The organism is Acerihabitans sp. (genome assembly GCF_036398755.1).
GTDB lineage: Bacteria > Pseudomonadota > Gammaproteobacteria > Enterobacterales > Enterobacteriaceae > Acerihabitans.
In genome coordinates this window covers 1-25,119 of record NZ_DASWOM010000059.1, presented here as the reverse complement: position 1 = coordinate 25,119, position 25,119 = coordinate 1, and the positions used below count along the sequence as shown (strand labels likewise).

The 25,119-nt window shown below is 58.9% G+C and carries 21 protein-coding genes, 1 tRNA gene, 1 pseudogene and 1 riboswitch; of the genes and pseudogenes, 12 read left to right on the top strand and 11 right to left on the bottom strand.

Going from position 1 to position 25,119, the window contains the following annotated elements; translation table 11 throughout:
- The first annotated feature begins 93 nt into the window (after positions 1–93).
- The 3 genes from tolC to VGC33_RS09745 all read left to right on the top strand — a co-directional run bounded on the left by tolC (position 94) and on the right by VGC33_RS09745 (position 3,639).
- Positions 94–1,620, top strand: a complete 1,527-nt coding sequence (tolC, locus tag VGC33_RS09755) for an outer membrane channel protein TolC (RefSeq protein WP_331120552.1) — start codon at positions 94–96, stop codon at positions 1,618–1,620.
- A 194-nt stretch (positions 1,621–1,814) separates the two neighbouring features.
- Entirely contained in the window at positions 1,815–2,471 is a 657-nt protein-coding gene (locus VGC33_RS09750) for a DUF1190 family protein (RefSeq protein WP_331120551.1), read from the top strand.
- Positions 2,472–2,478: 7 nt separating this feature from the next.
- The gene (locus tag VGC33_RS09745) at positions 2,479–3,639 is read left to right on the top strand and encodes a glutathionylspermidine synthase family protein (protein WP_331120550.1); all 1,161 of its coding nucleotides are present in this window, start codon (positions 2,479–2,481) and stop codon (positions 3,637–3,639) included.
- 45 nt (positions 3,640–3,684) lie between these two features.
- Here VGC33_RS09745 and ygiD read toward each other — a convergent pair whose 3' ends face one another.
- Positions 3,685–4,470: a 4,5-DOPA-extradiol-dioxygenase gene (gene ygiD, locus VGC33_RS09740; protein ID WP_331120549.1), complete on the bottom strand. Its 786-nt coding sequence runs from the start codon at positions 4,468–4,470 to the stop codon at positions 3,685–3,687.
- Between the two features lie 274 nt (positions 4,471–4,744).
- Here ygiD and tehB point away from each other — a divergent pair, with 274 nt between their 5' ends.
- The gene (tehB, locus tag VGC33_RS09735; RefSeq protein ID WP_331120548.1) at positions 4,745–5,608 is read left to right on the top strand and encodes an SAM-dependent methyltransferase TehB; all 864 of its coding nucleotides are present in this window, start codon (positions 4,745–4,747) and stop codon (positions 5,606–5,608) included.
- 64 nt (positions 5,609–5,672) lie between these two features.
- On the opposite strand, the gene ribB is transcribed toward tehB, so the two are convergent.
- Positions 5,673–6,326 (bottom strand): 3,4-dihydroxy-2-butanone-4-phosphate synthase, encoded by a 654-nt coding sequence (gene ribB, locus VGC33_RS09730; RefSeq protein ID WP_331120547.1) that lies wholly within the window; start codon positions 6,324–6,326, stop codon positions 5,673–5,675.
- Between the two features lie 108 nt (positions 6,327–6,434).
- Positions 6,435–6,610: riboswitch (FMN riboswitch) on the bottom strand.
- Between the two features lie 129 nt (positions 6,611–6,739).
- Between ribB and ubiK the strand changes: the two genes are divergently transcribed.
- Entirely contained in the window at positions 6,740–7,165 is a 426-nt protein-coding gene (gene ubiK / locus VGC33_RS09725; RefSeq protein ID WP_331120546.1) for a ubiquinone biosynthesis accessory factor UbiK, read from the top strand.
- Positions 7,166–7,326: 161 nt separating this feature from the next.
- On the opposite strand, the gene hldE is transcribed toward ubiK, so the two are convergent.
- From hldE to VGC33_RS09710, 3 genes are all read right to left on the bottom strand, one after another.
- Positions 7,327–8,760 (bottom strand): bifunctional D-glycero-beta-D-manno-heptose-7-phosphate kinase/D-glycero-beta-D-manno-heptose 1-phosphate adenylyltransferase HldE, encoded by a 1,434-nt coding sequence (gene hldE / locus VGC33_RS09720; protein WP_331120545.1) that lies wholly within the window; start codon positions 8,758–8,760, stop codon positions 7,327–7,329.
- 78 nt (positions 8,761–8,838) lie between these two features.
- A complete protein-coding gene (glnE, locus tag VGC33_RS09715; RefSeq protein WP_331120544.1) occupies positions 8,839–11,706 on the bottom strand; it encodes a bifunctional [glutamate--ammonia ligase]-adenylyl-L-tyrosine phosphorylase/[glutamate--ammonia-ligase] adenylyltransferase in 2,868 nt (955 codons plus the stop codon).
- Between the two features lie 51 nt (positions 11,707–11,757).
- A complete protein-coding gene (locus tag VGC33_RS09710; RefSeq protein ID WP_331120543.1) occupies positions 11,758–13,065 on the bottom strand; it encodes a CYTH domain-containing protein in 1,308 nt (435 codons plus the stop codon).
- A 419-nt stretch (positions 13,066–13,484) separates the two neighbouring features.
- On the opposite strand from VGC33_RS09710, the gene VGC33_RS09705 reads away from it, so the two are divergent.
- Both VGC33_RS09705 and VGC33_RS09700 read left to right on the top strand, forming a co-directional pair.
- On the top strand, positions 13,485–14,105 hold the full coding sequence (locus VGC33_RS09705; protein WP_331120542.1) for a TIGR04211 family SH3 domain-containing protein: 621 nt from the start codon (positions 13,485–13,487) through the stop codon (positions 14,103–14,105).
- A gap of 146 nt (positions 14,106–14,251) precedes the next feature.
- Positions 14,252–15,505 carry a multifunctional CCA addition/repair protein gene (locus VGC33_RS09700; RefSeq protein WP_331120541.1) on the top strand — a complete coding sequence of 418 codons (1,254 nt, stop codon included), beginning with the start codon at positions 14,252–14,254 and terminating at the stop codon, positions 15,503–15,505.
- A gap of 79 nt (positions 15,506–15,584) precedes the next feature.
- On the opposite strand, the gene bacA is transcribed toward VGC33_RS09700, so the two are convergent.
- Complete coding sequence (gene bacA, locus VGC33_RS09695; protein WP_331120540.1) at positions 15,585–16,403, bottom strand: undecaprenyl-diphosphate phosphatase; 819 nt, start codon at positions 16,401–16,403, stop codon at positions 15,585–15,587.
- Between the two features lie 144 nt (positions 16,404–16,547).
- Entirely contained in the window at positions 16,548–16,907 is a 360-nt protein-coding gene (gene folB / locus VGC33_RS09690) for a bifunctional dihydroneopterin aldolase/7,8-dihydroneopterin epimerase (RefSeq protein ID WP_331120539.1), read from the bottom strand.
- A gap of 105 nt (positions 16,908–17,012) precedes the next feature.
- Between folB and plsY the strand changes: the two genes are divergently transcribed.
- Positions 17,013–17,711: a glycerol-3-phosphate 1-O-acyltransferase PlsY gene (plsY, locus tag VGC33_RS09685; RefSeq protein ID WP_331120538.1), complete on the top strand. Its 699-nt coding sequence runs from the start codon at positions 17,013–17,015 to the stop codon at positions 17,709–17,711.
- Between the two features lie 34 nt (positions 17,712–17,745).
- Here plsY and tsaD read toward each other — a convergent pair whose 3' ends face one another.
- Positions 17,746–18,759, bottom strand: a complete 1,014-nt coding sequence (tsaD, locus tag VGC33_RS09680) for a tRNA (adenosine(37)-N6)-threonylcarbamoyltransferase complex transferase subunit TsaD (RefSeq protein WP_331120593.1) — start codon at positions 18,757–18,759, stop codon at positions 17,746–17,748.
- A 448-nt stretch (positions 18,760–19,207) separates the two neighbouring features.
- Between tsaD and rpsU the strand changes: the two genes are divergently transcribed.
- From rpsU to rpoD, 3 genes are all read left to right on the top strand, one after another.
- Positions 19,208–19,423: a 30S ribosomal protein S21 gene (gene rpsU, locus VGC33_RS09675; RefSeq protein ID WP_001144069.1), complete on the top strand. Its 216-nt coding sequence runs from the start codon at positions 19,208–19,210 to the stop codon at positions 19,421–19,423.
- Between the two features lie 124 nt (positions 19,424–19,547).
- On the top strand, positions 19,548–21,296 hold the full coding sequence (gene dnaG / locus VGC33_RS09670; RefSeq protein ID WP_331120537.1) for a DNA primase: 1,749 nt from the start codon (positions 19,548–19,550) through the stop codon (positions 21,294–21,296).
- A 154-nt stretch (positions 21,297–21,450) separates the two neighbouring features.
- Positions 21,451–23,292, top strand: a complete 1,842-nt coding sequence (rpoD, locus tag VGC33_RS09665) for an RNA polymerase sigma factor RpoD (protein WP_331120536.1) — start codon at positions 21,451–21,453, stop codon at positions 23,290–23,292.
- A gap of 119 nt (positions 23,293–23,411) precedes the next feature.
- On the opposite strand, the gene mug is transcribed toward rpoD, so the two are convergent.
- Complete coding sequence (gene mug / locus VGC33_RS09660) at positions 23,412–23,918, bottom strand: G/U mismatch-specific DNA glycosylase (protein ID WP_331120535.1); 507 nt, start codon at positions 23,916–23,918, stop codon at positions 23,412–23,414.
- A gap of 133 nt (positions 23,919–24,051) precedes the next feature.
- Here mug and VGC33_RS09655 point away from each other — a divergent pair.
- Positions 24,052–24,128, top strand: a tRNA-Ile gene (locus tag VGC33_RS09655).
- Between the two features lie 179 nt (positions 24,129–24,307).
- Here VGC33_RS09655 and VGC33_RS09650 read toward each other — a convergent pair.
- Entirely contained in the window at positions 24,308–24,523 is a 216-nt protein-coding gene (locus VGC33_RS09650) for a DNA-binding transcriptional regulator (RefSeq protein WP_331120534.1), read from the bottom strand.
- Positions 24,524–24,636: 113 nt separating this feature from the next.
- Positions 24,637–25,119: pseudogene (locus VGC33_RS09645) on the bottom strand (phage late control D family protein); the annotation flags it as partial.

Below are 25,119 nucleotides of genomic sequence, written 5' to 3'. Positions count from 1 at the left end.
ACGGACTCTGGTAGAATCGTGCACTATTTCACGTTCACGGCTAATTATCGCCAGCGCTACCATAGCAATTTTGCTGTATCAAAAGGAATGCAAATGAAGAAACTGCTCCCCCTTCTTATCGGACTCGGCCTCGGCGGCTTCAGTGCGTTAAGTCAGGCAGAAAATCTGCTACAGGTATATCAGCAGGCGCGGTTGTCCAATCCGGATCTTCGTCAATCCGCGGCCGACCGCGACGCAGCATTTGAAAAAATCAATGAGACGCGCGGCCCATTATTACCACAGCTCGGACTGGGCGCGGATTATACTTATAATAACGGGTTTCGCGACGCCAAGAATGTCAATTCCGACGTCGCCAGCGGGTCGCTGCAGCTGACACAGACTATCTTCGATATGTCGAAATGGCGCCAGTTGACCATCCAGGAAAAAACCGCCGGCATCCAGGACGTCACCTACCAGACCGCGCAGCAGACCTTGATTCTTAATACCGCCACCGCCTATTTTAACGTATTAAGCGCCATTGACACACTGTCTTATACCGAGGCGCAAAAGCAGAGCATTTATCGCGAGCTGGATCAAACCACCCAGCGCTTTAACGTCGGCCTGGTGGCGATTACCGACGTTCAGAACGCCCGCGCCCAGTATGATCTGGTGCTGGCCGATGAGGTCACCGCCCGCAATAACCTGGATAACGCGCTGGAAAGCCTGCGCCAGGTCAGCGGCAATTTTTACCCGCAGCTGTCGTCGCTCAACATCCAGCGCTTTAAAGCCGAGCGTTCGCAGCCCATCGCCGGCCTGCTTAAACAGGCGGAAACGCGTAACCTGAACCTGTTAAGCGCCCGTTTGGCCCAGGATGTGGCGCGCGAGCAGATACGTTACTACGAAACCGGCCACTACCCGACGTTAGGCCTCACCGCGTCCACCTCGGTGACCAATACCGATTACAACGGCTCCCAAACTGACAATAACGCAAACTACACCAACAAGCGTATCGGCCAGAACGCCATCGGCCTGACCCTGAGCGTGCCGATTTATTCCGGCGGACAGGTAACCTCACAGGTCAAACAGGCGCAGTACGGTTTTGTCAGCGCCAGCGAGCAGTTGGAAAGCGCGCACCGCAGCGTGGTGCAAACCGTGCGGTCCTCCTTTAATAATATTTCCGCCTCCGTCAGCACCATCGACGCCTATCAACAGGCGGTCATATCGGCGCAAAGCTCCCTGGACGCGTCCGAGGCCGGTTATGAAGTCGGCACCCGCACCATCGTCGACGTGCTGGACGCCACCACTACGCTGTATAACGCCAAGCGTGAGCTGTCGAATGCGCGTTATACCTACGTTATCAATCAGTTGAACCTGAAACAGGCGCTCGGCACTCTCAATGAAGCCGATATCCAGGAGCTTAACGCTTCCCTCGGCCAGCCGATCGCCACCAGCCCCGAACAGGTGGCGCCGGAAAATCCGTCGCAGGTGGCCAAGGCCGAAGGCGTCAGCCCAAGCCAGACCGCCAGCGCGCCGCGAGCCAACCAAAGCGAGCAGGCGACCCGACCGCAGGCCGCGACGGTCAGCGCCACCGCGCCGGTTGATTCCAGCTCCGCCACCGGCCGCAATCCCTTCAGGCATTAAGCGTTTCCAGACGGGCGGCGCGCCCGTCTGGTCCATCCGGCGATATCCCTCCTTTCCGCCGCGATCCCACATTTATGTATAACTATGTAAAGATGTTTCCGCAGTCGCCGCCGATGCTTCTTATTTAGGCGTTTTTACCCTATTCTTAGAGAGTATCTCCGGGAATGTTAAATCGTTAATAAAGCAGGAAAATAATGAAACGGACAAAAGACATCAACCATGCCAGTTTCCGCAAGCAATGGCGGGCTTACCGCATGGCGCCGGTCGCGCTGGCGGTCGGCGCGGTGTTTATGCTGGCCGGCTGCGAAAAAAGCGACGAGAACGTGTCGCTCTATCAAAACAGCGATGACTGTACCCGCGCCAATCCGTCCATGAGCGAGCAGTGCGCCACCGCGTTTACCAACGCGCAGAAAGAGGCGGTGAAAACCGCGCCCAAATACGCCTCGCGCGAGGACTGCGTCGCCGAATTCGGCGAGGGGCAATGCACCCAGGCACCCGCCCAGGCCGGCATGGCCGCCGAACCACAGCAAAGCGGCAGCTTCTGGATGCCGCTGATGGCCGGCTATATGATGGGCCGCATGATGGGCGGCGGCGGCTATGCGCAGCAGCCGCTGTTCACCTCGCGCGCCCCCAACAGCCCGGCCAACGGCAAATTTGTCGACGCCACCGGCCGTAACTACGGCCCCGCCACCTCCGGGCGCAGCATGAACGTGCCGAAAACCGCCATGGCGCCCAAAACCCCGACCACCAACACCGTGACGCGCGGCGGCTTTGGCGAGACGGTGGCGAAACAAAACGCCACCATGCAGCGCAGCAGCGCCACCGCGCCCCGCCGCAGCATGGGCGGCTAAGCGAAGCATGAAACGAGTCACATTGAATGAACGCCCGGACTGGCGCGAAAAAGCCGCGGAATATGGTTTTGAATTCCATACCATGTACGGCGAGCCCTACTGGTGCGAGGATGCGTATTACCAGTTCACGCTGGCGCAAATAGAAACCCTCGAGGACGTTAGCGCCGAGCTGCATCAGATGTGCCTGAAGGTCGTGGAAAAAGTGGTGGACAGCGACGCGCTGATGACCAAATTCCGCATCCCCAGGCATACCTGGAAATTTGTGCGCGACGCCTGGCATAGCCACCAGCCCTCGCTCTACTCCCGCCTGGATTTGGTCTATGACGGCCGGCAGCCGCCCAAGCTGCTTGAAAACAACGCCGACACGCCCACCTCTTTGTATGAAGCCGCTTTTTTCCAGTGGATCTGGCTTGAGGATCAGATTAAGTCCGGCCAACTGCCGGCGCGGGCCGATCAGTATAATAGCCTGCAGGAAAAGCTGATTGAACGCTTTCGCGAGTTAAAAGAGCAGCACGGTTTCAGTTTGCTGCATTTTGCCTGCTGCCAGGACACCACCGAAGATCGCGGCACGGTGCAGTACCTGCAGGACTGCGCGCTGGAAGCGGAGCTGCCCAACGATTTCCTGTTTATAGAGGAAATCGGCCTGGGCGAAAAAGGCCAGTTTACCGACCCGCAAAACCGGGTGATCGGCAGCCTGTTCAAGCTGTATCCGTGGGAATTCATGCTGCGCGAGATGTTCTCCACCAAGCTTGAAGACGCCGGAGTGCGCTGGCTGGAACCGGCCTGGAAAAGCATTATCTCCAACAAGGCGTTGCTGCCGATGTTGTGGGAAATGTTCCCCGGTCATCCCAACCTGCTGCCTGCCTATTTTGCCGAAGACAATCCGCCGCCGATGGACCACTATGTGGTGAAGCCGCTGTTTTCCCGTGAAGGCGCCAATATCCGCATTGTCGAGCACGGTAAGGAAACCGCCCACGTGGACGGCCCCTACGGCGAAGAGGGAAGCATAGTGCAGCAGTTTTGCCCGCTGCCGCGCTTTGGCGACAGCTATACCGTTATCGGCAGCTGGCTGGTGAACGATATGCCCTGCGGCATCAGCATTCGGGAAGATAAAGAGATGATCACCCAGGATTTATCGCGGTTCTATCCGCATATCATCCTCGACTGACGCCCTCATCGACACGCCGCGCCGGCGGCGCCGCGTGTCGGAAATTTATCCCACCTGCACCGACAGCATGCTCAATGACGCCATCTCGATGCCGTCCACCGGTATGGAGAGAGGCTCTTCGCCATCCCAGGTCCCCAGAATATACAGCAGCGGCAGGTAATGATCCGGAGTGGGATTCGACAGCGCCGCGCCGTCATGATCCATAAATTCCACCAGCGGGTGAACCCCCTCGCCGCGCCAGCCGATATTGTCGCGCACAAACCGGTTAAAGGACGCCGCCCAGGGATAAGGCTCCGCCTCGCCCTGCCAGCGGATCATGCGCAGGTTATGCACCACATTGCCGCTGGCGACAATCATCACGCCCTGATCGCGCAGCGCCGCCAGTTTTTTCCCCAGCTGGTAGTGATATTCCGGCGGTTGGCTACCATCGATACTGAGCTGAACCATGGGAATATCCGCCTCCGGGTACATTTTTTTCACCACGCCCCAGGAACCGTGATCGAACCCCCATTCAGTCAGATCGGCGGTGACGGCGACCGGCGACAGCAGTTCCTGAATGGTTTTGGCAAGATCGGGCGAGCCCGGCGCCGGATAGCGGATATCAAACAACGCCTGCGGAAAACCGCCGAAATCGTGGATAGTGCGCGGGTTTTCCATAGCGGTCACCGCGGTGCCGCGGGTGTACCAATGGGCGGAAATAGCCAGTATGGCGCGGGGGCGCGGCAAGGTCTGCCCCAGGCGCTGCCAGGTTTGGGTATACTTATTATCTTCCAGCACGTTCATCGGACTGCCGTGGCCGAGAAACAGCGCGGGCATGCGGGGTTCGCTCATGGGTGATTCCTTATTTAGCATCTTGTCGCGCCTGGCGCCTTATGCATATTAACTTACGCCTTGTCGCCGGCGAATAAACTCGGATAAGCATGATAATGATATTCAAATTATTTGAACTATATCTATTTACGCGACCAGGCAACGACGCCCCATAGCGCTGGCGGCGTTTTTGCAGCGGCGTTTGCCGCCATGGTGGAAGAGGGGTTTACCCGCCGCCGGATCAGCGCTAAGTTGAGCAAAACCTATAACCGCGTCCCCCGCGGCGGAGAACAACATGCAGGATTTAATCTGTTATAAAACCTTGCCCGAATGGGATAGCCGCACGCTGCCCGAAGCCTTCCGGCAGCGGCACAATACCCATGAGGGCGTATGGGCGAAACTTACGGTGTTGCAGGGAACGCTGTGCTTCGCGTTTTTAAGTGAAAACAATGAGGTTGTGGAATCCCACGAGTTTACGCGCGACGCCCCGCCACCGCTGGTAGCGCCACAGCGCTGGCATCGTATCGTCTCCGGTTCGGCGGATATGCGCTGCCAGCTGGCGTTCTATTGCCGGCCGGAGGAGTATTATCATCTAAAACATGGCATGACGCGCACCCATTCGGAGGTCATCAACGCCGCGCTATACGTGGCGCCGGGCAAAGCGCTGGACCTGGGCTGCGGCGCGGGCCGCAATGCCTTGTACCTGAACCTGCTGGGGTTTGATGTCACGGCCTGTGATAAAAGCCGGCAAAGCATTGACGCCCTGAAGACCATCATCGATATTGAACAACGCGATCATATCTCGGCCGGCGTTTATGATATCAATGAACAGCTGATAAACGGCCGGTACGACTTTATTCTCTCGACCGTGGTGCTGATGTTTTTACAGGCCGACAGGATAGAGCGCGTTATCCGCAATATGCAGCAAAGCACCAATGACGGCGGGCTGAATCTTATTGTCGCCGCCATGTCCACCGAGGACTACCCCTGCCCGCTGCCGTTTCCGTTTACCTTCAGCGCCGGCGAGCTGGCCGGGTATTATCAAGAGTGGGAAATCATAAAATATAACGAGGATCCGGGCGAGCTGCATAAAACCGACGCCGAAGGCAACCGCATCAAGCTGCGATTTGCCACGCTGCTGGCACGCAAACGGCCCTGAAAGAACCGGCATGCCCGCGTTAATCCCCGGCCGGTGAGTGCCGGGGGCGGTGTCGGCCCGCGGGTCAGCTGGCCTGGCGGGTCAACGCGCGGCGGTAGTTTACCAGATCGTCAATGGTGACCACCGGCATGTCATATTTCCGGCCGAACGCGATGATTTCCGGGGCATGGGCCATGCTGCCGTCCTCGTTGGTCACTTCGCAAAGCACGCCCATCGGCTTGAGCCCGGCCAGGGTAGTCAGGTCAATGCTGGCCTCGGTATGGCCACCGCGGGTCAGCACCCCGCCCGGCTGGGCGCGCAGCGGGAACACGTGGCCGGGACGATTGAGATCGCTTGGTTTGGCGTTATCTTTAATGGCGGCGCGGATGGTGGTCAGCCGGTCGGCGGCCGAAACCCCGGTGGTGACGCCTTCGGCGGCTTCGATGGTCACGGTAAACGCGGTCTGGTAGTGGCTGGAGTTGCGTTCCACCATCATCGGCAGATCCAGCTGCTGGCGGCGTTCCTCGGTCAGGCACAGGCAGACGATGCCGCTGCCGTGGCGAATGGCCAGGGCCATCTGCTCAACCGTCATGTTTTCGGCGGCAAAAATCATGTCGCCTTCGTTTTCACGATCTTCATTGTCCAGCACCAGCACACCGCGACTATGGCGCAATGCGTTAAGTGCGTTTTCCACGCGTTCTGTCGGCGTACCGAATTCGGAAAGAAGCGTCTGATTCATGGTAAAAAAACCTCATAAAGTATATGGATTACCAGAACCAGGGCAGACTTAGGAGCAGCCTTAACAGGCTAAAAAATAACGAGAATGAGCGGATAGCTCATTGTTGGCCGTTACTCTCTCCCATCCGGACTTTAACCGTCGGCCCCGGAATTACACCGGGTCTGCTGACCTCAAATCTTACGGCAATCTGAGCGCTCGCGGGCTTCCTGTGCAATAATCATTAACAGCGATTATCACACGGGTTTACCGCCGGTGGGGAGTTTCGCCCCGCCCTGAGAATAAGCGGAATTACTATAACGCCATTGGATTATCGGAGCAATTAGCAAACGTATAATTTCTAGTTGCTCTTTTAGTTTCTTCCCGACCGATCTGGCATTACACTTAACCCAAACTAACGCGTTAGGGAATCACAGATGATAGACACCAAAAAAATCGAACAGCTTGCCCGTCAAATCCATGAGTCCCTGCCAAAAGGTATCCGCGATCTGGGCGATGATGTGGATAAAAAAATTCGCCAGGTGTTGCAAAGCCAGTTCAGCCGGATGGACTTAATCAGCCGCGAGGAATTCGACGTCCAGACCCAGGTATTGCTGCGCACCCGTGAAAAGCTGAACCAGCTGGAGCTGCGCATTAACGCGTTGGAAACCATGCCGGTTGCCGGTGGCGCGTCAACCGTCGCCGGAGCCACGCCGGTTACCGGCAGCGCATCCACCGCGGCCGGAACCACGCCGTCCGTAGCCGCCGCCCCCGCCGCCGCACCGGTAAACGATGAGCCAAACGCCGATAAACAGGCCAAGGCGACCACTAAAGGAATCAAAGACACCGGCAAGGATCTTTAGCCCGCCGCGAAACCCCGGCCAACGGCCGGAAAACCGGCCTTAAGCGCGTCAACGACATAAAAGCACCGGCAAAGGATCTGCGCGGCGAAAGGACCTGCGCGGCGATGAACAAATCCGCCGCCCCAGATCGACAGGGCGCCTTCGCCGCACCCGGGTCCAGGCTAGCCGCGCTTGCCGGTTTTGATGGCGTTGATGATATTGGTGGTGGAGCAGCCGTCTTCAAAGTTCAGCACCTTGACGTCGCCGCCGTTGGCCCAGACTTCCCGACTACCGGCAATTTGTTCGGGCAGATAATCGCCCCCTTTGACCAGCACATCGGGCAAGATCCCGGCGATCAGCCGCTGCGGGGTATCTTCTTCAAACGCCACCACCCAGTCCACCGCGCCCAGCGCCCCCAGCACGATCATGCGCTGCGCCAGCGGATTGATCGGACGGGACTCGCCCTTCAGGCGCCGGGTGGAGGCATCGCTGTTCACCGCCACGATCAGGCGATCGCCCAACCGCCGGGCGTTGGCCAGATAGGTCACATGTCCGGCATGCAATATATCGAAGATGCCGTTGGTCATGACCACCTTTTCGCCGCGCTGACGCGCCAGCGCCACCGCCTGCTCCAGTTCGGCCTCGGTCATGACGCCGAAACCGGCGTCGCCGCGCCCGTGAATGGCGTTCTCCAGCTCAATGGGGCTGACGGTGGACGTGCCAAGCTTGCCGACCACCACGCCGGCGGCGGCGTTGGCCAGGAAGCAGCACTCTTCCAGCGGATTTCCCGCCGCCAGCGCCGCCGCCAGCACGCCGATCACCGTGTCGCCGGCGCCGGTGACGTCATACACTTCCTGCGCCTGCGTCGGCAGATTCAGCGGCGGCTTGCCGGGTTGCAGCAGCGTCATGCCCTGCTCGGAACGGGTGATAAGCAATGCCGACAGGCCGTAATCGGCAATCATCTTCATGCCGCGGCCGACCAGATCGGCCTCGTCAGCGCTGCGCCCGGCAACCGCCTCGAATTCGGATAAGTTTGGCGTCAGCAGGGTCGCGCCGCGATAACGGGCGAAATCGGTGCCCTTGGGGTCGACCAGAACCGGCACCCCGGCGGCGCGCGCCAGTTGGATCATATCCTGCACGCGGGCCAGCGCCCCTTTGGCGTAGTCCGACAATACCATCGCGCCGGCCGCGGGCAACGCCGTCCTGATGCGCTCCAGCAGCGGCCCGGCGTCCACGCCGTCGAAGCCCTGTTCGAAATCCAGGCGCAGCAGCTGCTGGTTGCGTGACAGCACCCGCAGTTTGGTAATGGTGGGATGGGAGGACACGGCCACGAAATCACAGGTTACGCTGACGCCGCTTAATCGTTCGCCGAGGGCGCGGGCGGCATCGTCGACGCCGGTCAGGCCGACCAGGCGCGAACCCGCGCCCAGGGCGGCGATATTCATCGCCACGTTGGCGGCGCCGCCGGGGCGCTCCTCGATGGTATCGACTTTGACCACCGGCACCGGGGCTTCCGGTGAGATACGGCTGGTTGGGCCGGACCAGTAACGGTCCAGCATAACATCACCCACCACCAGCACGCCCGCCCGGCGAAAATCAGGCAACGTAACTTTCATCCACTCGCTCCAGAGTTAAGGATTTTACTTGCGCGGGATTCTAGCATAGGCTGCGCAAATTCTCTCGCTACCCGCCGGCTAGTCCAGCCATTTTCGCCAGTAACCGGTAATCAGCTGCCGTTCGGCCTGGAAACGGCTGTCGTCCACCCGGCCCGGCAGATCCTGCAGGGCCAGATGATGGATTTCGTCGCGCAGGCTGGTATAGGCGGCGCAGAGTTGTTCCGCGTCGTCCGGGCTGATTATCCCGTGGCGCGCCATCAGCTCGAAAATGCGCACGTTATCGGACCAGCGCGTCAGCTCGGGAATGGCCGGGGCATAACGCAGCACCAGGTACTGCGCCAGAAACTCAATATCGGTGATGCCGCCTTCATCGGTCTTGAGATCAAACATCCCGCCGCTTTTACCGGCCAGGTGGCGGCGCATTTTGGCGCGCATCTCGCGCACGTCGGTGCGTAACGCCGCCGGATCGCGCTCCCGGCACAGCACCTCGCGGCGGATGGCGGTGAAACGCGCCCGCAGCGCGTCGTCGCCATACACCTGGCGCGCCCGGACCAGCGCCTGATGTTCCCAGGTCCAGGCTTCATGCAGTTGGTAATCCGCAAAGGCGTCCAGGGTGCTGACCAGCATGCCGGCCGCGCCCGAAGGCCGCAGGCGCGGGTCGACCTCATACAGCACGCCCGAGGGCGTGCGGGTGCTGAATAAATGCATGATCCGCTGCGCCAGGCGCAGGTAGAACTGGCGTCCGTCGATGCTGCGCTCGCCGTCGGTCATGACCTCGGCCGGGCAATCATGCAAAAACACTACGTCCAGATCCGAGCCGTAGCCCAGTTCCCAGCCGCCCAGTTTGCCGTAGCCTATCACCGCAAAACCCTGCCCGCCCTGTTCACCCAAATGGGCGGGACGGCCGAAGCGCGCCACCATGGTCTTCCAGGCCTGCTGGAGCACGGCGGCGATCATGGCCTCGGCCAGATAGGTAAGGTGATCGCTGACCCGCATCACCGGCAGCACGCCGGTAATATCGCTGGCGGCGATGCGCAGGTGCTGCGCCTGCTTGAACTGGCGCATGGCGTCGAGCTGCTGCTCTTCGTCCTCCTCCGGCACCCGCAGTAAATACTGGCGCAGCTCATCGCCATAGGCTTCCGGGGCCAGGGGATGATAAAGCGTGGCCGGATCCAGCAATTCATCCAGCAGCAGGGGATGGCGGGCCAATTGGGTGGCGATCATCGCCGAGGCGGAACACAGGCGGATCAGGTGGGTCAACGCGCCCGGATACTCCACCAGCAGCTCCAGGTAGGTGGTACGCGATACAATGCTCAGCAACATCGGCGCCAGCCGGCCGAAGGCGTCGTCGGCGGCCGGCCGCGGACAGATGTGCGCCAGCAGCCGCGGCATCAGCTGATCGAGCACCTCGCGCCCGCGCGGCCCGATGGTGCGTTTCGCCACGTCGCGCCGGAACTCCGCCAGCCGCGCCAGCAGGCGATCGCGTCCGTCATCATCCAGCCGCGGCGCCGGCAGTCCGTCATCCTGCCCCGGCGCGTCGTCAAACCACAGCGCGCCGTAACGGCCGAAATCCGCCGGGTCCGCCGGGTCGGGCGCGTCATTGCCTATCAGCTCGTCAAAAATTAGCCGTACCCTGCGCATATGGCCGGCCAGTTCGTCCTCAAGCGCCGGCCAATCGGCCACCCCCATGCCATAGGCCAGGCGGGCCTGGTTCAGCGCGTCGGCCGGCAGGGTCTGGGTTTGTTCATCATTAATGGCCTGCAGCAGGTTTTCCAGCCGGCGCAGGTAGAGATAGGCCCGGCTTAACTGTTCGGTCTGGCGGGTTTCCAGCAGGCCAAGCTCGCCGATAGCGCTCAGGGTAGGCAACAGCGCGCGCTGCCGCAGGCGCGGTTCCCGCCCGCCGCGGATAAGCTGGAACACCTGGGTAATGAATTCTATTTCGCGAATGCCGCCGGCGCCCAGCTTGATATTGTCCTTCAGCCCCCGTCGCCGCACTTCCCGGGCAATCATGATTTTCATATTGCGCAGGGACTGGATAACGCTGAAATCAATATAGCGCCGGAACACAAAAGGACGCAGCATGCTGCGTAATTCCTGGCTGCGGGCATTGCCATCATCGCCCATCAGCCGGGCCTTGACCATGGCGTAACGTTCCCAGTCGCGCCCCTGCTCCTGGTAATAATCCTCCAGGGCGGCAAAGCTCAGCACCAGCGGCCCGCTGTCGCCGAACGGCCGCAGGCGCATATCGACCCGATAGACAAACCCCTCGGCGGTCGGCTGATCGAGCACTTTGATAAGCCGCTGTCCAAGACGGGTAAAAAACAGCGCATTATCCAGCTCGCGCCGTCCGCCCCGGGTATGGCCGTTTTCCGGATAGGCAAAAATCAAATCGATATCCGAGGAAAAATTCAGCTCGCCGCCGCCCAGCTTGCCCATGCCCAATACCAGCAGCGGCTGCCTTTCTCCCTGCGCATTGCCCGGCGTGCCCCACTCCTGGCAGCACGCCTGGTAAAGCCAGTCGCGCGCGGCGATAATCAGCGTCTCGGCAAGCTGGCTTAGCTGGACCAGGGTCTCGTCGGTTTCACAGCAGCCCAGCGCCTGCGCCCAGCCGATACGCACCAAGGCGCGGCGGCGAAACAAACGCAGCTCGCGCATCAGCGCCGCCTCGTCCCGTACCTGCGCCAGCCGCGCCTGGAGCAATGCGGCGTAACCGCGCCATTCACCCGCGCGGGGCGGATCGCGTCGCAATTCCTCCAGCCAGTCCGGCCGGGCAATCAAGGCTTCGCTGATAAAATCGCTTAACGCCAGCGCGACGGCCGTATTGCCGTCGATGGTGGGACCAGACCCGGCGGCCGCATCCCGGTCCGCCGCGCAGGACGACGTCAGTTGGACGGCCATGGCCTGCGCCTGGCGGCTCAGCAGGGGCGGAAGAGGCAACGTCATCATCGGACTCCTGTTGCTGTTGCTATCGCGGGCACGGCTGCGGCCCGGCGGGGTTCAGCGATTACTGACGCTGCGCCAAAAACCCGGCTGGGTCAGCGCCTGGCGCCGCATAAATTCCAAATTGTTGGTTGCGGGCAGGATAATCGCCTGCTGCAGCGCCTGCCAGTGCAGGATATAGGACAACACCTTCTTCACCGGGTAAGCGCCCGACAGCAGATGAAAGGCCATGATCCGCCGCTCCAGGCGGGGCAGTTGCTGCTGGTATTCCTCGTGGGACATGACGCGGCCGAACGCCACCTTCAACTCGGCGGCGCAGCGCGACAGCATGATATCGGCAAATCGCTTAAAGGAACCGTCCAGTTTGCGGCGCGCCTTGTCATCAAGATTATCCCGCCAGCCGCTCAGGATAAGCCAACGGGTCAGCGCCAGCCTGCATTGCAGGTAAACGGCGTCATAGCACAGGTCCCGGGGGTTGCTGTCCGGGGCTTGTATCCGGTCGGTGACTTCCGCCAACTGGGCGCGCAGCATATTGGTTGCCTTGCGCGGGATCATATTGCCCATCACCACGAAGGTTTCGCGAATCAGCATAATGGCCGACAGGATGCTTTCCCGTGCCAGGGGGGTGCCCAGCAGCCATAACTCCTCGTGATATTGCCAATGGGCCAGCGCCAGGGACAGCGCGTCTGTCAACCCTTCCTCCACGGTCGCCTTCGGCGCGGGACGCAGCAACGGCAGGGCGCTGATTTCCCGCGGTTCATTGCCCGCGGCCAGATGGTAGCCGCGCGCGGCTTTGCTCAGCCCGCCCTGGCGCAGGCCGCCGTCGGCGCACAGCGTGCCGGCGAATGCGAGTAAATCCGCGACATTGCCCCGCAAGATTTCCATCTCCAGTTCGCAAATGGTCTCGCGCAGATCACCCGCCGCCACCTCTCCCTGATCAAAGGCTACCTCTATCTCGCTTTCACCGTAAGTCACCACCCACTTTTCGCGCCGATAGTCGGTGCGAAACAAGGGTTCCAGCCGCCGTTGCAGCGTCGTCACATCGGTGCCGGGCGGCCAGATATCGGCGGGCAGCAGCGCAATATCGATTTCGGGACCGGCCAACGGGATATTGTATTCCGGGTGCTGATGCAAGCCGCCGACAATGGTGCCGGCCGTTTTGGCCGTCATTTCGTAACGGTCATTATTGCCGCGTACGCGTAAACCCACGCCATGCTGGCGCAGCTCAAGCCCGGCGGTGTCATAATAGATATTGATCAGATGCTGCGGGTCCGTATGGCTGCCCCCGCAGGCGGAAACGCGCCCCGCGATGGCCGATACCGCATCGGGATGAACGATAAATTTTATTTCAATTTCTTCACTCATAGCTTCGGATACACCACTGGTTGCTGAACGAGCCGCTGATAAACGACACCCAGCACCGGCGCCGTTTGCCTCGGGGAACCCACGCGGTTGTCGGGTTAATGAGCTTAATCATCGCCTTATTGCCGCTTGCCGACAAGCACTGATATGATTTGAATGACAATTTATAACAAAAAACCGATGTGCTTAACGCTCTATGCCGCCGCTTTTGTCCGTTACAGCGCTATTTCGCGCCATAAGCACTGAATTCCCCAGGCAACGCAGCGGACTTTGCCGCTAAAGCCGCCCGGCTACGCGGTTAATCCCCCGGCCAAAGCCTTGCGCAGCCTGATAGTAAGATAGTTCCCATTTCTGTTTAGGCATTGCGTCGTCAAACTGAACCCACTACTATCGACCCACATTTGCCTGAAAACGACGGAACTATGTACAAATTACGCCATATTTGCTTCGCGTTATTGAGTCTAGGCTTCGCCGCCGGTACTCATGCCGATGAGAAGCGCTATATATCCGATGATCTCATCACCTATATCCACAGCGGGCCGGGCAATCAATACCGGATTGTCGGCACGTTGAATTCCGGGGAGGAAGTGTCCCTGCTCAGCGTCAGCGAAAGCAATAACTATGGCCAGATAAAGGATGACAAAGGCCGCACCGCCTGGATCCCCCTCGATCAGCTCAGCGATCAGCCCAGCCTGCGGATCAAGGTGCCGGCGCTGGAGCAGCAGGTCCAGACCCTGACGCAAAAACTTAATACCATCGACGCCGGCTGGAACCAGCGCACCGCCGAGATGCAAAAGAAGGTCACCGAAAGCGATGGCAATATCCAGAGCCTGCGCGACGAAAACCAGAGCCTGAAGGATCAACTGGTGGTGGCCAGGAAAAAGGTCGATGCCGTGGCGGTACAGCTGGATGACAAACAGCGCGCCATTATCATGCAGTGGTTCCTGTACGGCGGCGGCGTGGCCGGCGTCGGCCTGGTGCTTGGCCTGGTGCTGCCCCACCTGATCCCGCGCCGCAAAAAAGACAATCGCTGGATGAACTGATCGCGGGTTTGCCGGCGTCGTGTTTAACGCCATCGCGGCATTGCCGTTTACGCTGGTCGTGATATGCCTGATATGAGAGAGGCGGCGTTGCGGATGCGACTACACTTAACAGATGATGGCAAAACCGACTTTGTCAGGAGTTCACAGTGAAAAAATATCTGGTCGGCGGCGCTGTCCGCGACGGGTTATTACAATTGCCGGTGCATGAGAAGGATTGGGTTATCGTGGGCGCCACCCCGGACCAGTTGCTGGCGCAAGGCTACCAGCAGGTGGGCAAGGATTTCCCGGTATTCCTGCACCCGCGCACGCGCGAGGAGCATGCCCTGGCGCGCACCGAACGCAAATCCGGGCCGGGCTACACCGGCTTTACCGTCCATGCCGCGCCGGATGTTACGCTTGAGCAGGACCTGATGCGACGGGATCTGACCATCAACGCCATTGCCCAGGATGAAGAGGGGCGGCTTATCGACCCCTATCACGGCGCCGCCGATATCGAGCAGCGGCTGCTGCGCCATGTCTCCGACGCGTTCGCCGAAGACCCGCTGCGCGTCTTGCGCGTGGCGCGCTTCGCCGCGCGTTTTGCCCACCTGAATTTTCGCATTGCTCCGGAAACCCTGGCGCTGATGCGGCAAATGGCCGACGACGGCGAACTGCCCTCCATCTCGCCGGAACGGGTGTGGACCGAGACCGACAAAGCGCTCGCGACCCGCAATCCCCAGGTCTATTTCCAGGTGCTGCGCGACTGCGGCGCCCTGGCGGCGCTGTTTCCGGAGATCGACCGCCTGTTCGGCGTGCCGGCGCCGGCTAAATGGCATCCGGAAATCGATACCGGCATCCATACGCTGATGACGCTCTCGGTGGCGGCGCAGCTCACGCCCGAGGTCGCCGTGCGTTTCGCCACCCTGTGCCATGATGTGGGCAAGGGCCTGACCCCGCGTAATCTGTGGCCTCACCATCACGGCCACGGCCCGGCCGGCGTCAAGCTGGTGGAGGACCTGTGTACGCGTATGCGGGTGCCGAACAGCCTACGGGATCTGGCAAAAATCGTCGCCGAATACCACGATTTGATCCATACCGTGGACCGCCTCACCCCCAAGACACTGATGAAACTGTTCAGCGCCATCGATGTCTGGCGCAAGCCGGAGCGCCTGGAGCAGATGATCATGACCAGCGAGGCCGACGCCCGCGGGCGCACCGGTTTTGAAAATAATCCTTATCCGCAGGGAGACTACCTGCGCGAGGCCTACCGGACGGCGGCGGCGGTGACCAACCGCGACGTCATCGACGCGGGTTTTACCGGCGCGGAAATCGGCGAGGAGATCCGCCTGCGTCGCCTGAAGGCGCTGACGGTATGGAAACAAGGCCAGGAGCAGTCGCGCGCCGAGACCCTGCAGGACTGACCTCCCGCGCTATCATGACCATAAAAAAACGCCCGACGGGCGTTTTTTTATGGTCATGATATATCGGCGTCGAAAAGCGTTACATCAGCACCCAATACACCAGCCCCGCCAGGATAAAGCGGTAGATGGCGAAAGGAACAAACGAAATACGCTTAATGATCTGCAGGAACAGTTTAATGGCAATCAGCGCCACCACAAACGCGGTGACAAATCCCACGGCAAACATCGGGAAATCTTGCCAGGACAGGAAAGGCAGGCTTTTGTAAAGATCGAGCACCGTCGCCCCCAGCATCATCGGCACCGCCAGGATAAAGGAGAACTCCGACGCCGCGTAGCGGCTGACACCCACCAGCAAGCCGCCGCTGATGGTGGCGCCCGAACGGGAAAAACCCGGCCACAGCGCCAGGCACTGGAAACAGCCGATCAAGAAAGCCTGCAAATAGGTGATGTCATCGACGCCAACGGCGCGGGGCACTTTCGGCTTCAGCCACTCGCCGGCCAGCAGCAGCACGCCGCCGACCACCAGCGCGAACATAACGTATTTCGCCTCGAACAGCCCTTTGATCTGTTCATGGAACACCAGGCCCAGGACCACAGCCGGTATCATGCCCAGCAGGATATGCCCCAACCGCAGGCGCCCGGTGCCGATACCCTCGTGCGGCACCTGGCCGAAATGGATGCCGATAAGGCCGAACAGCCGGCGCCAGAACATCACCACCACCGCCAGGATCGACCCCAGCTGGATAATCACCTCAAAGGTTTTCGCCCTGTCATCAGTGAAGCCCAGCAATGTGCCTACTAAAATCATATGCCCCGTCGAAGAGACGGGCAGAAATTCGGTTAACCCCTCCACCACCCCAAGAATAAACGCAATAAACACATCAGGCAGTCCTGTCATACAAAACGTTCCCCTCAATCAACCGACAACAAAAAAGCGGCGGTTCAACATCAAACCCAGCCGCTAAAACAACCCGGAAAATGAGACAAACATACGGTAAAAAGGTTTCCGCTGCATGAATTTTAGATTAAGAGTCATAAACTTTCAGACTTTTCGTTTTCCGCGCTCGATTATCACGCCCACGCTCCTCGCCTGCGGCACCGCGCCCGGCTTGCTGAGTTTTATGCGCACCCAGGGCAGGTTAAAACGCCGGCGGAGCAGCTCGGCCACTTCTTCGGCCACCCGCTCCACCAGCGCAAACCGGCCGCCCGAGACAAACGACAGCACCGCCTCGCTGACATCGGCGTAGCTCAGGCAATCGGCCACGTCGTCGCTTCGCGCCGCGCGCCCGTTATCCCAGCCCATCTCGATATCAAACACCAGCTTTTGCTGACGGGTTTGCTCCCAGTCATACACCCCGATAACCGTCATAACCGTTAACTGTTCTATAAAGACAATGTCCATGCGCCATACCCGCTTTTTATGGATGTTGGATACCACTTCGAAAGGAATATGCGTATTATCCACACTTAGGCAAATAAAACGATGATTACGGGATGGAACTTGGTTATGAATGCTATCGCGATTGGCATGATAATCTTCGCCTATCTTTGCGGTTCAGTGTCCAGCGCGATACTTATCTGCAAACTTGCCCGGCTGCCCGATCCCCGCACCCACGGCTCGGGTAATCCGGGCGCCACCAACGTGCTGCGTATCGGCGGCAAGACGGCTGCGGCGTGCGTCATGGCGTTTGACGTTTTCAAGGGCATGCTGCCGGTATGGCTGGGCTACCATCTCGGGGTGCCGCCGTTCTATCTGGGGCTGATTGCCATCGCCGCCTGTATCGGCCATATCTATCCGGTGTTCTTTCACTTCCAGGGCGGCAAAGGCGTGGCCACCGCGTTCGGCGCCATCGCCCCCATCGGTTGGGACCTGACCGGCCTGATGGCGGGGACCTGGCTGCTGACGGTACTGCTGAGCGGTTATTCGTCGCTGGGCGCCATTATCAGCGCGCTTATCGCGCCGTTTTACGTCTGGTGGTTCAAACCGCAGTTCACCTTCCCGGTGTCCATGCTGTCATGCCTGGTACTGCTGCGTCATCACGACAATATCCAGCGCCTGTGGCGCGGCCAGGAAAGCCGTATCTGGCGCAAACGGCAAAAAGACAAGGATATCGACCGGCTGGACGGGGGAACGCCGGGAGAAGGCGGCGATCGCGATACCCTGGCGCGGCATGACGGATCCCCGGATCATCAGCAGGACAAATAAACCGGGCGGCGGCCAGGGCATCAGCGGCGGAAAATCAGACCGGCGTCAGTTCCGCCAGCGGCCAGCGCGGCCGCACGGTAATGCCTAAATCGGCGTGGATGCCGTGTTGCAGGCGCACCATGCCGGCATAGGCAATCATCGCGCCGTTATCGGTGCAAAACGCCGGACGGGCGTAAAACACCTGGCCGCCGCGTTTTTGCATCATCTCCGCCAGACGCTCGCGCAGGGTGCTGTTGGCGCTGACGCCGCCCGCGATCACCAGCCGCGCCAGCCCGGTCTGATCCAGCGCGCGACGGCATTTAATCGCCAGCGTATCCACCACCGCATCCTCGAACGCACGGGCTATGTCCGCCCGCGTCTGGTCGTCCTGCCCGTTGGCGCGAATAGTATTGGCGGCGAAGGTCTTCAGGCCGGAAAAGCTGAAATCCAGTCCCGGCCGGTCGGTCATCGGGCGCGGGAAAGTAAAACGCCCGGCCGCGCCCCGGCGCGCCATTTTAGACAGCAGCGGACCGCCGGGATAATCCAGTCCAAGCAGCTTGGCGGTTTTATCAAAGGCTTCGCCGGCCGCGTCGTCTATCGACTCGCCCAGCAGTTCATAGCGGCCGATGCCGGTGACGGCAATCAGCTGGGTATGCCCGCCCGACACCAGCAGCGCGACAAAAGGGAATGCCGGCGGGTTGTCTTCCAGCATCGGCGCCAGCAAATGGCCTTCCATATGATGCACGGCGATGGCCGGCACCTTCCAGGCATAGGCCAGGGCGCGCCCTACGGTTGCGCCCACCATCAACGCCCCCACCAGGCCGGGACCGGCGGTATAGGCCACGCCGTCGATAGCGCGCGCGTCAAGCCCGGCCTCGCGTAGCGCGGCCTGGATAAGCGGCACGGTCTTGCGCACATGATCGCGCGACGCCAGCTCCGGCACCACGCCGCCGTAGTCGGCATGCAGTTTGACCTGGCTGTAAAGCTGGTTGGCCAGCAGCCCCGCCTGCTCGTCGTAAATCGCCACGCCGGTTTCGTCGCAGGAGGTTTCAATACCTAAAACTCGCATAATTTTCATCAACTCCAGGTTGCGCGGCGCATAGTCTACCATAATCCCGCCCGGGGGCACCCGCCGACGCGGTGGTCCGCGCGTAAATTCGGTGTCTTTCCAGCCCAGTCCATGATACAAGTGTGGCCCTTGCGGAACGCGGGATCCGCGGGAAGATCCAGGATCGGGCCGATAAAGATCCCGGATCAACAGGCCAGGCCATTTAATTTGCCGCTTTTTAATCGAGCACGCCAATCAGGTGCAGCAAATTTGGCCGTTTTGGGGTATAATCAGTCCCAGAAATCATGAAAGGCGCGGCAATGAGTCGCTCTGTTTGCCAGTCAGCCTGCAATATCATTGGCCGTGGCGCTTTACAAAGCAGCCCTGGTTGAAGTAAAATTCCGCACCATTTTGAAACGGCTGACACAAGTCAGCAGCAAAATCCGAATTCTATCGAGGTGAGAGTTACATGCCGGTAATTAAAGTACGTGAAAACGAGCCCTTCGACGTAGCACTGCGTCGCTTCAAACGTTCATGCGAAAAAGCAGGTGTTCTGGCCGAAGTTCGTCGTCGTGAGTTCTATGAAAAACCGACTACCGAACGCAAGCGCGCTAAAGCATCCGCAGTAAAACGTCATGCAAAAAAATTGGCTCGCGAAAACGCACGCCGCACTCGTCTGTATTAATTTTTCGGGGTGTAAACCCCAACCGCGTGATTAATCCGCAGACTTAGCAGTTGCATACGAAGGCCGTGCGATCCGCAAGGATTGCGCGGCTTGTTCTCGTTTATAGGCTAACTAATCAGGGCTTATGGCTGGACGAATCCCACGCGTATTTATCAACGACTTGTTGGCTCGCACCGATATCATCGACCTGATCGACGCTCGGGTGAAGCTGAAAAAGCAAGGCAAGAATTATCACGCTTGTTGTCCGTTTCACCATGAAAAAACCCCGTCGTTTACCGTTAATGGCGAAAAGCAGTTTTATCACTGCTTCGGGTGCGGCGCCCATGGCAACGCCATCGATTTCCTGATGAATTACGACCGGCTTGAGTTTGTCGAGTCCATCGAGGAACTCGCCACCATGCACGGGCTTGAAGTGCCGTCCGAGGCGGGAGCAGGTCCCAACCAGCAGGAACGCCATCAGCGCCAGAGCCTGTATCAGGTCATGGAAAAGCTCAGCGGCTTTTATTTGCAGGCGCTGCAGCAGCCCGCCGCCGCGCCGGCGCACCAGTACCTGGCCAAACGAGGCTTAAGCGCGGAAATCATCAGCCATTTCGCCATCGGCTACGCTCCGCCCGGCTGGGATAACGTGTTAAAAGGTTTCGGCCGGTCCGCGGACGATCGCACGGCATTGAACGATGCCGGAATGCTGGTGACTAACGATCAGGGGCGCGTCTACGATCGTTTTCGCGAGCGGGTCATGTTCCCGATCCGCGACCGGCGCGGACGCGTTATCGCCTTTGGCGGGCGTATCCTCGGCGACGGCCAGCCGAAGTACCTGAACTCGCCGGAAACCGAGATTTTTCATAAAGGCCGCCAGCTGTACGGGCTTTACGAGGCGCAGCAAAAACACCCGACGCCTGCGCGCCTGCTGGTGGTGGAAGGATACATGGACGTGGTGGCGCTGGCGCAGTTCGGCATCGATTATGCCGTCGCCTCGCTCGGCACCGCCACTACCGCCGAGCATATCCAGCTGCTCTATCGCGCCACGGACCAGGTTATCTGCTGCTACGACGGCGATCGCGCGGGCCGGGAAGCCGCCTGGCGGGCGCTGGAAACCGCGCTGCCCTATTTGAACGACGGACGCCAGCTGCGTTTTATGTTCCTGCCGGACGGAGAAGATCCCGATACCCTGGTGCGCCAGATTGGTAAAGAGGCCTTTGAGCAACGTATGGAACAGGCGCAGCCGCTGTCGGTATTTTTGTTCGAGACGCTGATGCCGCAGGTGGACTTAAGCAGCCAGGACGGCCGCGCCAAGCTCAGCACCCTGGCGCTGCCCCTGATAAGCCAGGTGCCGGGAGAAACGCTGCGCATGTACCTGCGCCGGCAGTTGGGTAATAAATTGGGCATTTTGGACGATAACCAATTGGAAAAGCTGCTGCCCAAGCAGGCGGGCAACACAAATATTTCACCGCAACCCCGGATAAAACGCACAACCATGCGTATACTTATAGGATTGCTGGTGCAAAACCCGCGCCTGTCGGCCCTAATCCCGTCCTTACAGGGTTTGGAGCAGGCGAATCAACCGGGTGTGCCGCTGTTTATAGAATTAGTCCAAACCTGCCAGGCGCAGCCGGGCCTGACCACGGGGCAGTTGCTTGAGCTGTACCGGGATAATAAATCCAGCCCGCAGCTTGAAACGCTGGCGATTTGGAACCACATGATCATAGAAGAAATGATCGAAGCGACGTTTGTTGATACCCTGGCGAGCCTTTACGATTCCATACTGGAACAACGCCAGGAAGAGCTGATAGCACGCGATAGAACGCACGGATTGACGACCGAAGAACGAAAAGAGCTTTGGTCGCTGAATATGGCTCTGGCCAAAAAGACATGAATGACACCGAGGCTTAATTGCCTATATATGGCAGGGCAATGCCCTGTGCGATGCCGTACTGGGCTGCGGCGTTAAACAAAGGCCTGATCTCTTGTTGGTGATGAAATTTCACCGACCAACACCGAATTATAATCTGAAGTGTGGATACCGTCTTATGGAGCAAAACCCGCAGTCACAGCTCAAGCTACTTGTCACTCGTGGTAAGGAGCAAGGCTATTTGACCTTTGCCGAGGTCAATGACCATCTGCCGGAGGATATCGTCGACTCCGACCAGATCGAAGACATCATCCAGATGATTAACGACATGGGCATCCAGGTGATGGAAGAAGCACCGGATGCCGACGATCTGCTATTGGCCGAAAACACCTCCGACACCGACGAGGATGCCGCCGAGGCCGCCGCGCAGGTCTTATCCAGCGTGGAGTCCGAAATCGGACGAACCACCGACCCGGTGCGCATGTATATGCGCGAAATGGGTACGGTTGAATTGCTGACCCGTGAAGGTGAAATCGATATCGCCAAGCGTATCGAGGACGGGATTAATCAGGTGCAGTGCTCGGTTGCCGAGTACCCTGAGGCAATTACCTATCTTTTGGAACAATATGACCGGGTGGAAGCGGGCGAAGCGCGCCTGTCCGACCTGATCACCGGTTTTGTCGATCCGAACGCCGAAGAAGAAATGGCGCCTACCGCGACCCATATCGGCTCGGAGTTAACCACGGCGGAGCTGGCTGATAACGACGAAGACGAAGAGGAAGAAGACGACGACGCCGAGGACGATAACAGTATCGATCCCGAACTGGCGCGCCAGAAATTCGTCGACCTGCGCGATCAGTACGAAGCCACCCGCAACGTGATTAAAGCCAACGGCCGCAGTCATGCCAAATCGGCTGATGAAATTCTGAAACTGTCTGAAGTGTTCAAACAGTTCCGGCTGGTGCCGAAACAGTTTGATTACCTGGTCAGCAACATGCGCTCCATGATGGATCGCGTGCGCACGCAAGAACGCCTGATCATGAAGCTGTGCGTCGAAGTCAGCAAAATGCCGAAGAAAAACTTCGTCACGCTGTTTGCCGGCAACGAAACCAGCGAAGCCTGGTTCAAAGCCGCGCTGGCGATGAACAAGCCGTGGTCGGAAAAACTGCGCGAAGTGGACGACGATGTCCATCGCAACCTGCAAAAACTGCGTCAGATCGAAGAAGAAACCGGCCTGACCATCGAGCAGGTGAAGGATATCAACCGCCGCATGTCCATTGGCGAAGCGAAAGCCCGCCGCGCCAAGAAGGAAATGGTGGAAGCGAACCTGCGCCTGGTGATCTCCATTGCCAAGAAGTACACCAACCGCGGTTTGCAGTTCCTGGATTTAATCCAGGAAGGGAATATCGGTTTGATGAAGGCGGTAGATAAATTTGAATACCGCCGCGGTTATAAGTTCTCGACCTATGCCACCTGGTGGATTCGTCAGGCCATTACCCGCTCCATCGCCGACCAGGCGCGCACTATCCGTATACCGGTGCATATGATTGAGACCATTAACAAGCTCAATCGCATCTCCCGCCAGATGCTGCAGGAAATGGGCCGCGAGCCCACCCCTGAAGAACTGGCGGAACGTATGCTGATGCCGGAAGATAAAATCCGCAAAGTGCTGAAAATCGCCAAAGAGCCTATCTCCATGGAAACGCCGATCGGCGACGATGAAGATTCGCATTTGGGTGATTTTATCGAGGATACCACCCTCGAACTGCCGCTGGATTCCGCCACCTCGGAAAGTCTGCGCTCGGCCACCCATGATGTGCTGGCCGGCCTGACCGCCCGTGAAGCCAAAGTGCTGCGCATGCGTTTCGGCATTGATATGAATACCGACCATACGCTGGAAGAAGTGGGTAAACAGTTTGACGTCACCCGCGAACGTATCCGTCAGATCGAAGCGAAGGCGCTGCGCAAGCTGCGCCATCCCAGCCGTTCTGAAGTGCTGCGCAGCTTCCTGGACGACTAGACCCCGCCAGGCCCGTAGCCGGGCCTGCCGCGGCGTTTAACGGCATAAAAAAGCCCCGCTCTCATCGGCGGGGCTTTTTTATGCGTAATCGATCTTGTTCGCCCGGATTAACCGGGCGGCTAACGACCGCGCGTCGCCAGAATGGCATCCAGCTCGCGATAGGATTTAACCAGCGTCTCGAACCCCATGCGGTTCAGGCCGCTGGGATTGGGCAGCACCCAAATCTCGGTCTTGCCGATGGTGACTTCCTGCTTGCCCCAGATCGCATTGCTCACCCGGAACGCCTGCCGATAGGCCTGCTTGCCCAGCACCGCCAGGGCAGTGGGCTGGTATTCCCGGACTTTTTCAATCAGCCGCTTGCCGCCTTCACGGTATTCCTCGCGGGTAAGCTCCGTCGCCTCCACCGTTGGCCGCTCGGACAGCATGGTAATGCCGCACCCGGTAACCAGTAATTGTTGCTCCTCTTCGGGTTTAAGCTGGCGCTCGGTAAACCCGGCCAGATGAATCACTTTCCAGAAGCGGTTATTAGGATTAGCGAAATGAAATCCCATGTGGGCGCTGGACAACCCGGGGTTGATACCGCAGAACACCACCCTTAGGCCCGGGGTAAGAATGTCCTCTATCATCTTGAAAACTCCTGAAAATGCAGCATGCTATCATCGCCGGTTAATAATAGCGCGTAATTGGCGATAAATCCGCCAAGCAAACCGCCGCCCTATGGATCTGGCAACTGAGTTACTCTATAATCAACGCCCACTCGGCCCCTTAGCTCAGTTGGTTAGAGCAGGCGACTCATAATCGCTTGGTCGCTGGTTCAAGTCCAGCAGGGGCCACCAAGAAAAACCATGTAAATCATCATATTACAACCAACCTACCCCGCTTCAATTTCCCCTGTTTTATCCGAGTGTCTCAAAAGTGTCTCACCAGAAAATATCGTGCCTCACCAGTGACGCAGTTTAGACACCGGAAACGGGCAAACGGCAGGCGTAAAAAAACCTGCTCTCGCAGGCTTGGCTCAGAACCAAAACGCATCTTGCTTAGCCCTGGGATGTGGCGGCGCCGGATTTACATGGCCCGGGGTCATAATGGATTCCGTAATGCTTTCCATAGTCTTAAACGTATGGCCGCAATTGATATTAGTGCATTGGTGATAACGTTCTTTGGTGGTATCGCTAAGATAGCGGCTTGAACGGGCATGAGCGGCGTTTTTGCACAGCGGGCAATGCATCATAAGCTGAATATCCCTTCCGATTTAATCTGCTGGCAAGTCTATCACCGGCGATCCTGATATTCACTATTAGTGAATCATGTAAATCTAATTAACCTTATATTAAATAACATTCCCTATTCATCGCTTTCAAATTCCACATCGCTTAATAACACTTCCAGCTCCAGGGACGTGGTATAGCCGCTATTGCTCAGGCTATGCGTCACCTTGCTGATTATCCATTCCTGCTCGTCTATCACCGATTTAAAGCCCTTCACCGCCACCGGTGTTTCCGGGTAGAGATCGGCCCGGCCCATGGCAAGCGTCAGCGAGAACTCGGCGACGCCGCGCTGTAGCTTGTTCCATTTTGCGGTGGCGGCGCGCATGGCGGCGGCCTTGGTGGCGTAGACGGTGGTCAGCGCAAATACGTTATCCTCGCTGCCCGCCAGGTATTCCCCTTCCTTAGCCTCCGGCGTTTTCGGCGTTTTAATCACTTTAGCCTTGGTGGTTTTGGCCTGGGGATGTTGCAAGGCGCGCAGGTGCTGCGCTTTCTTTTTGCGCTGCACTTTGGTTTTTGCCTTGGCCTTTTTCTGCTGCGGGTCTTTGGTATGTAGCCAGCT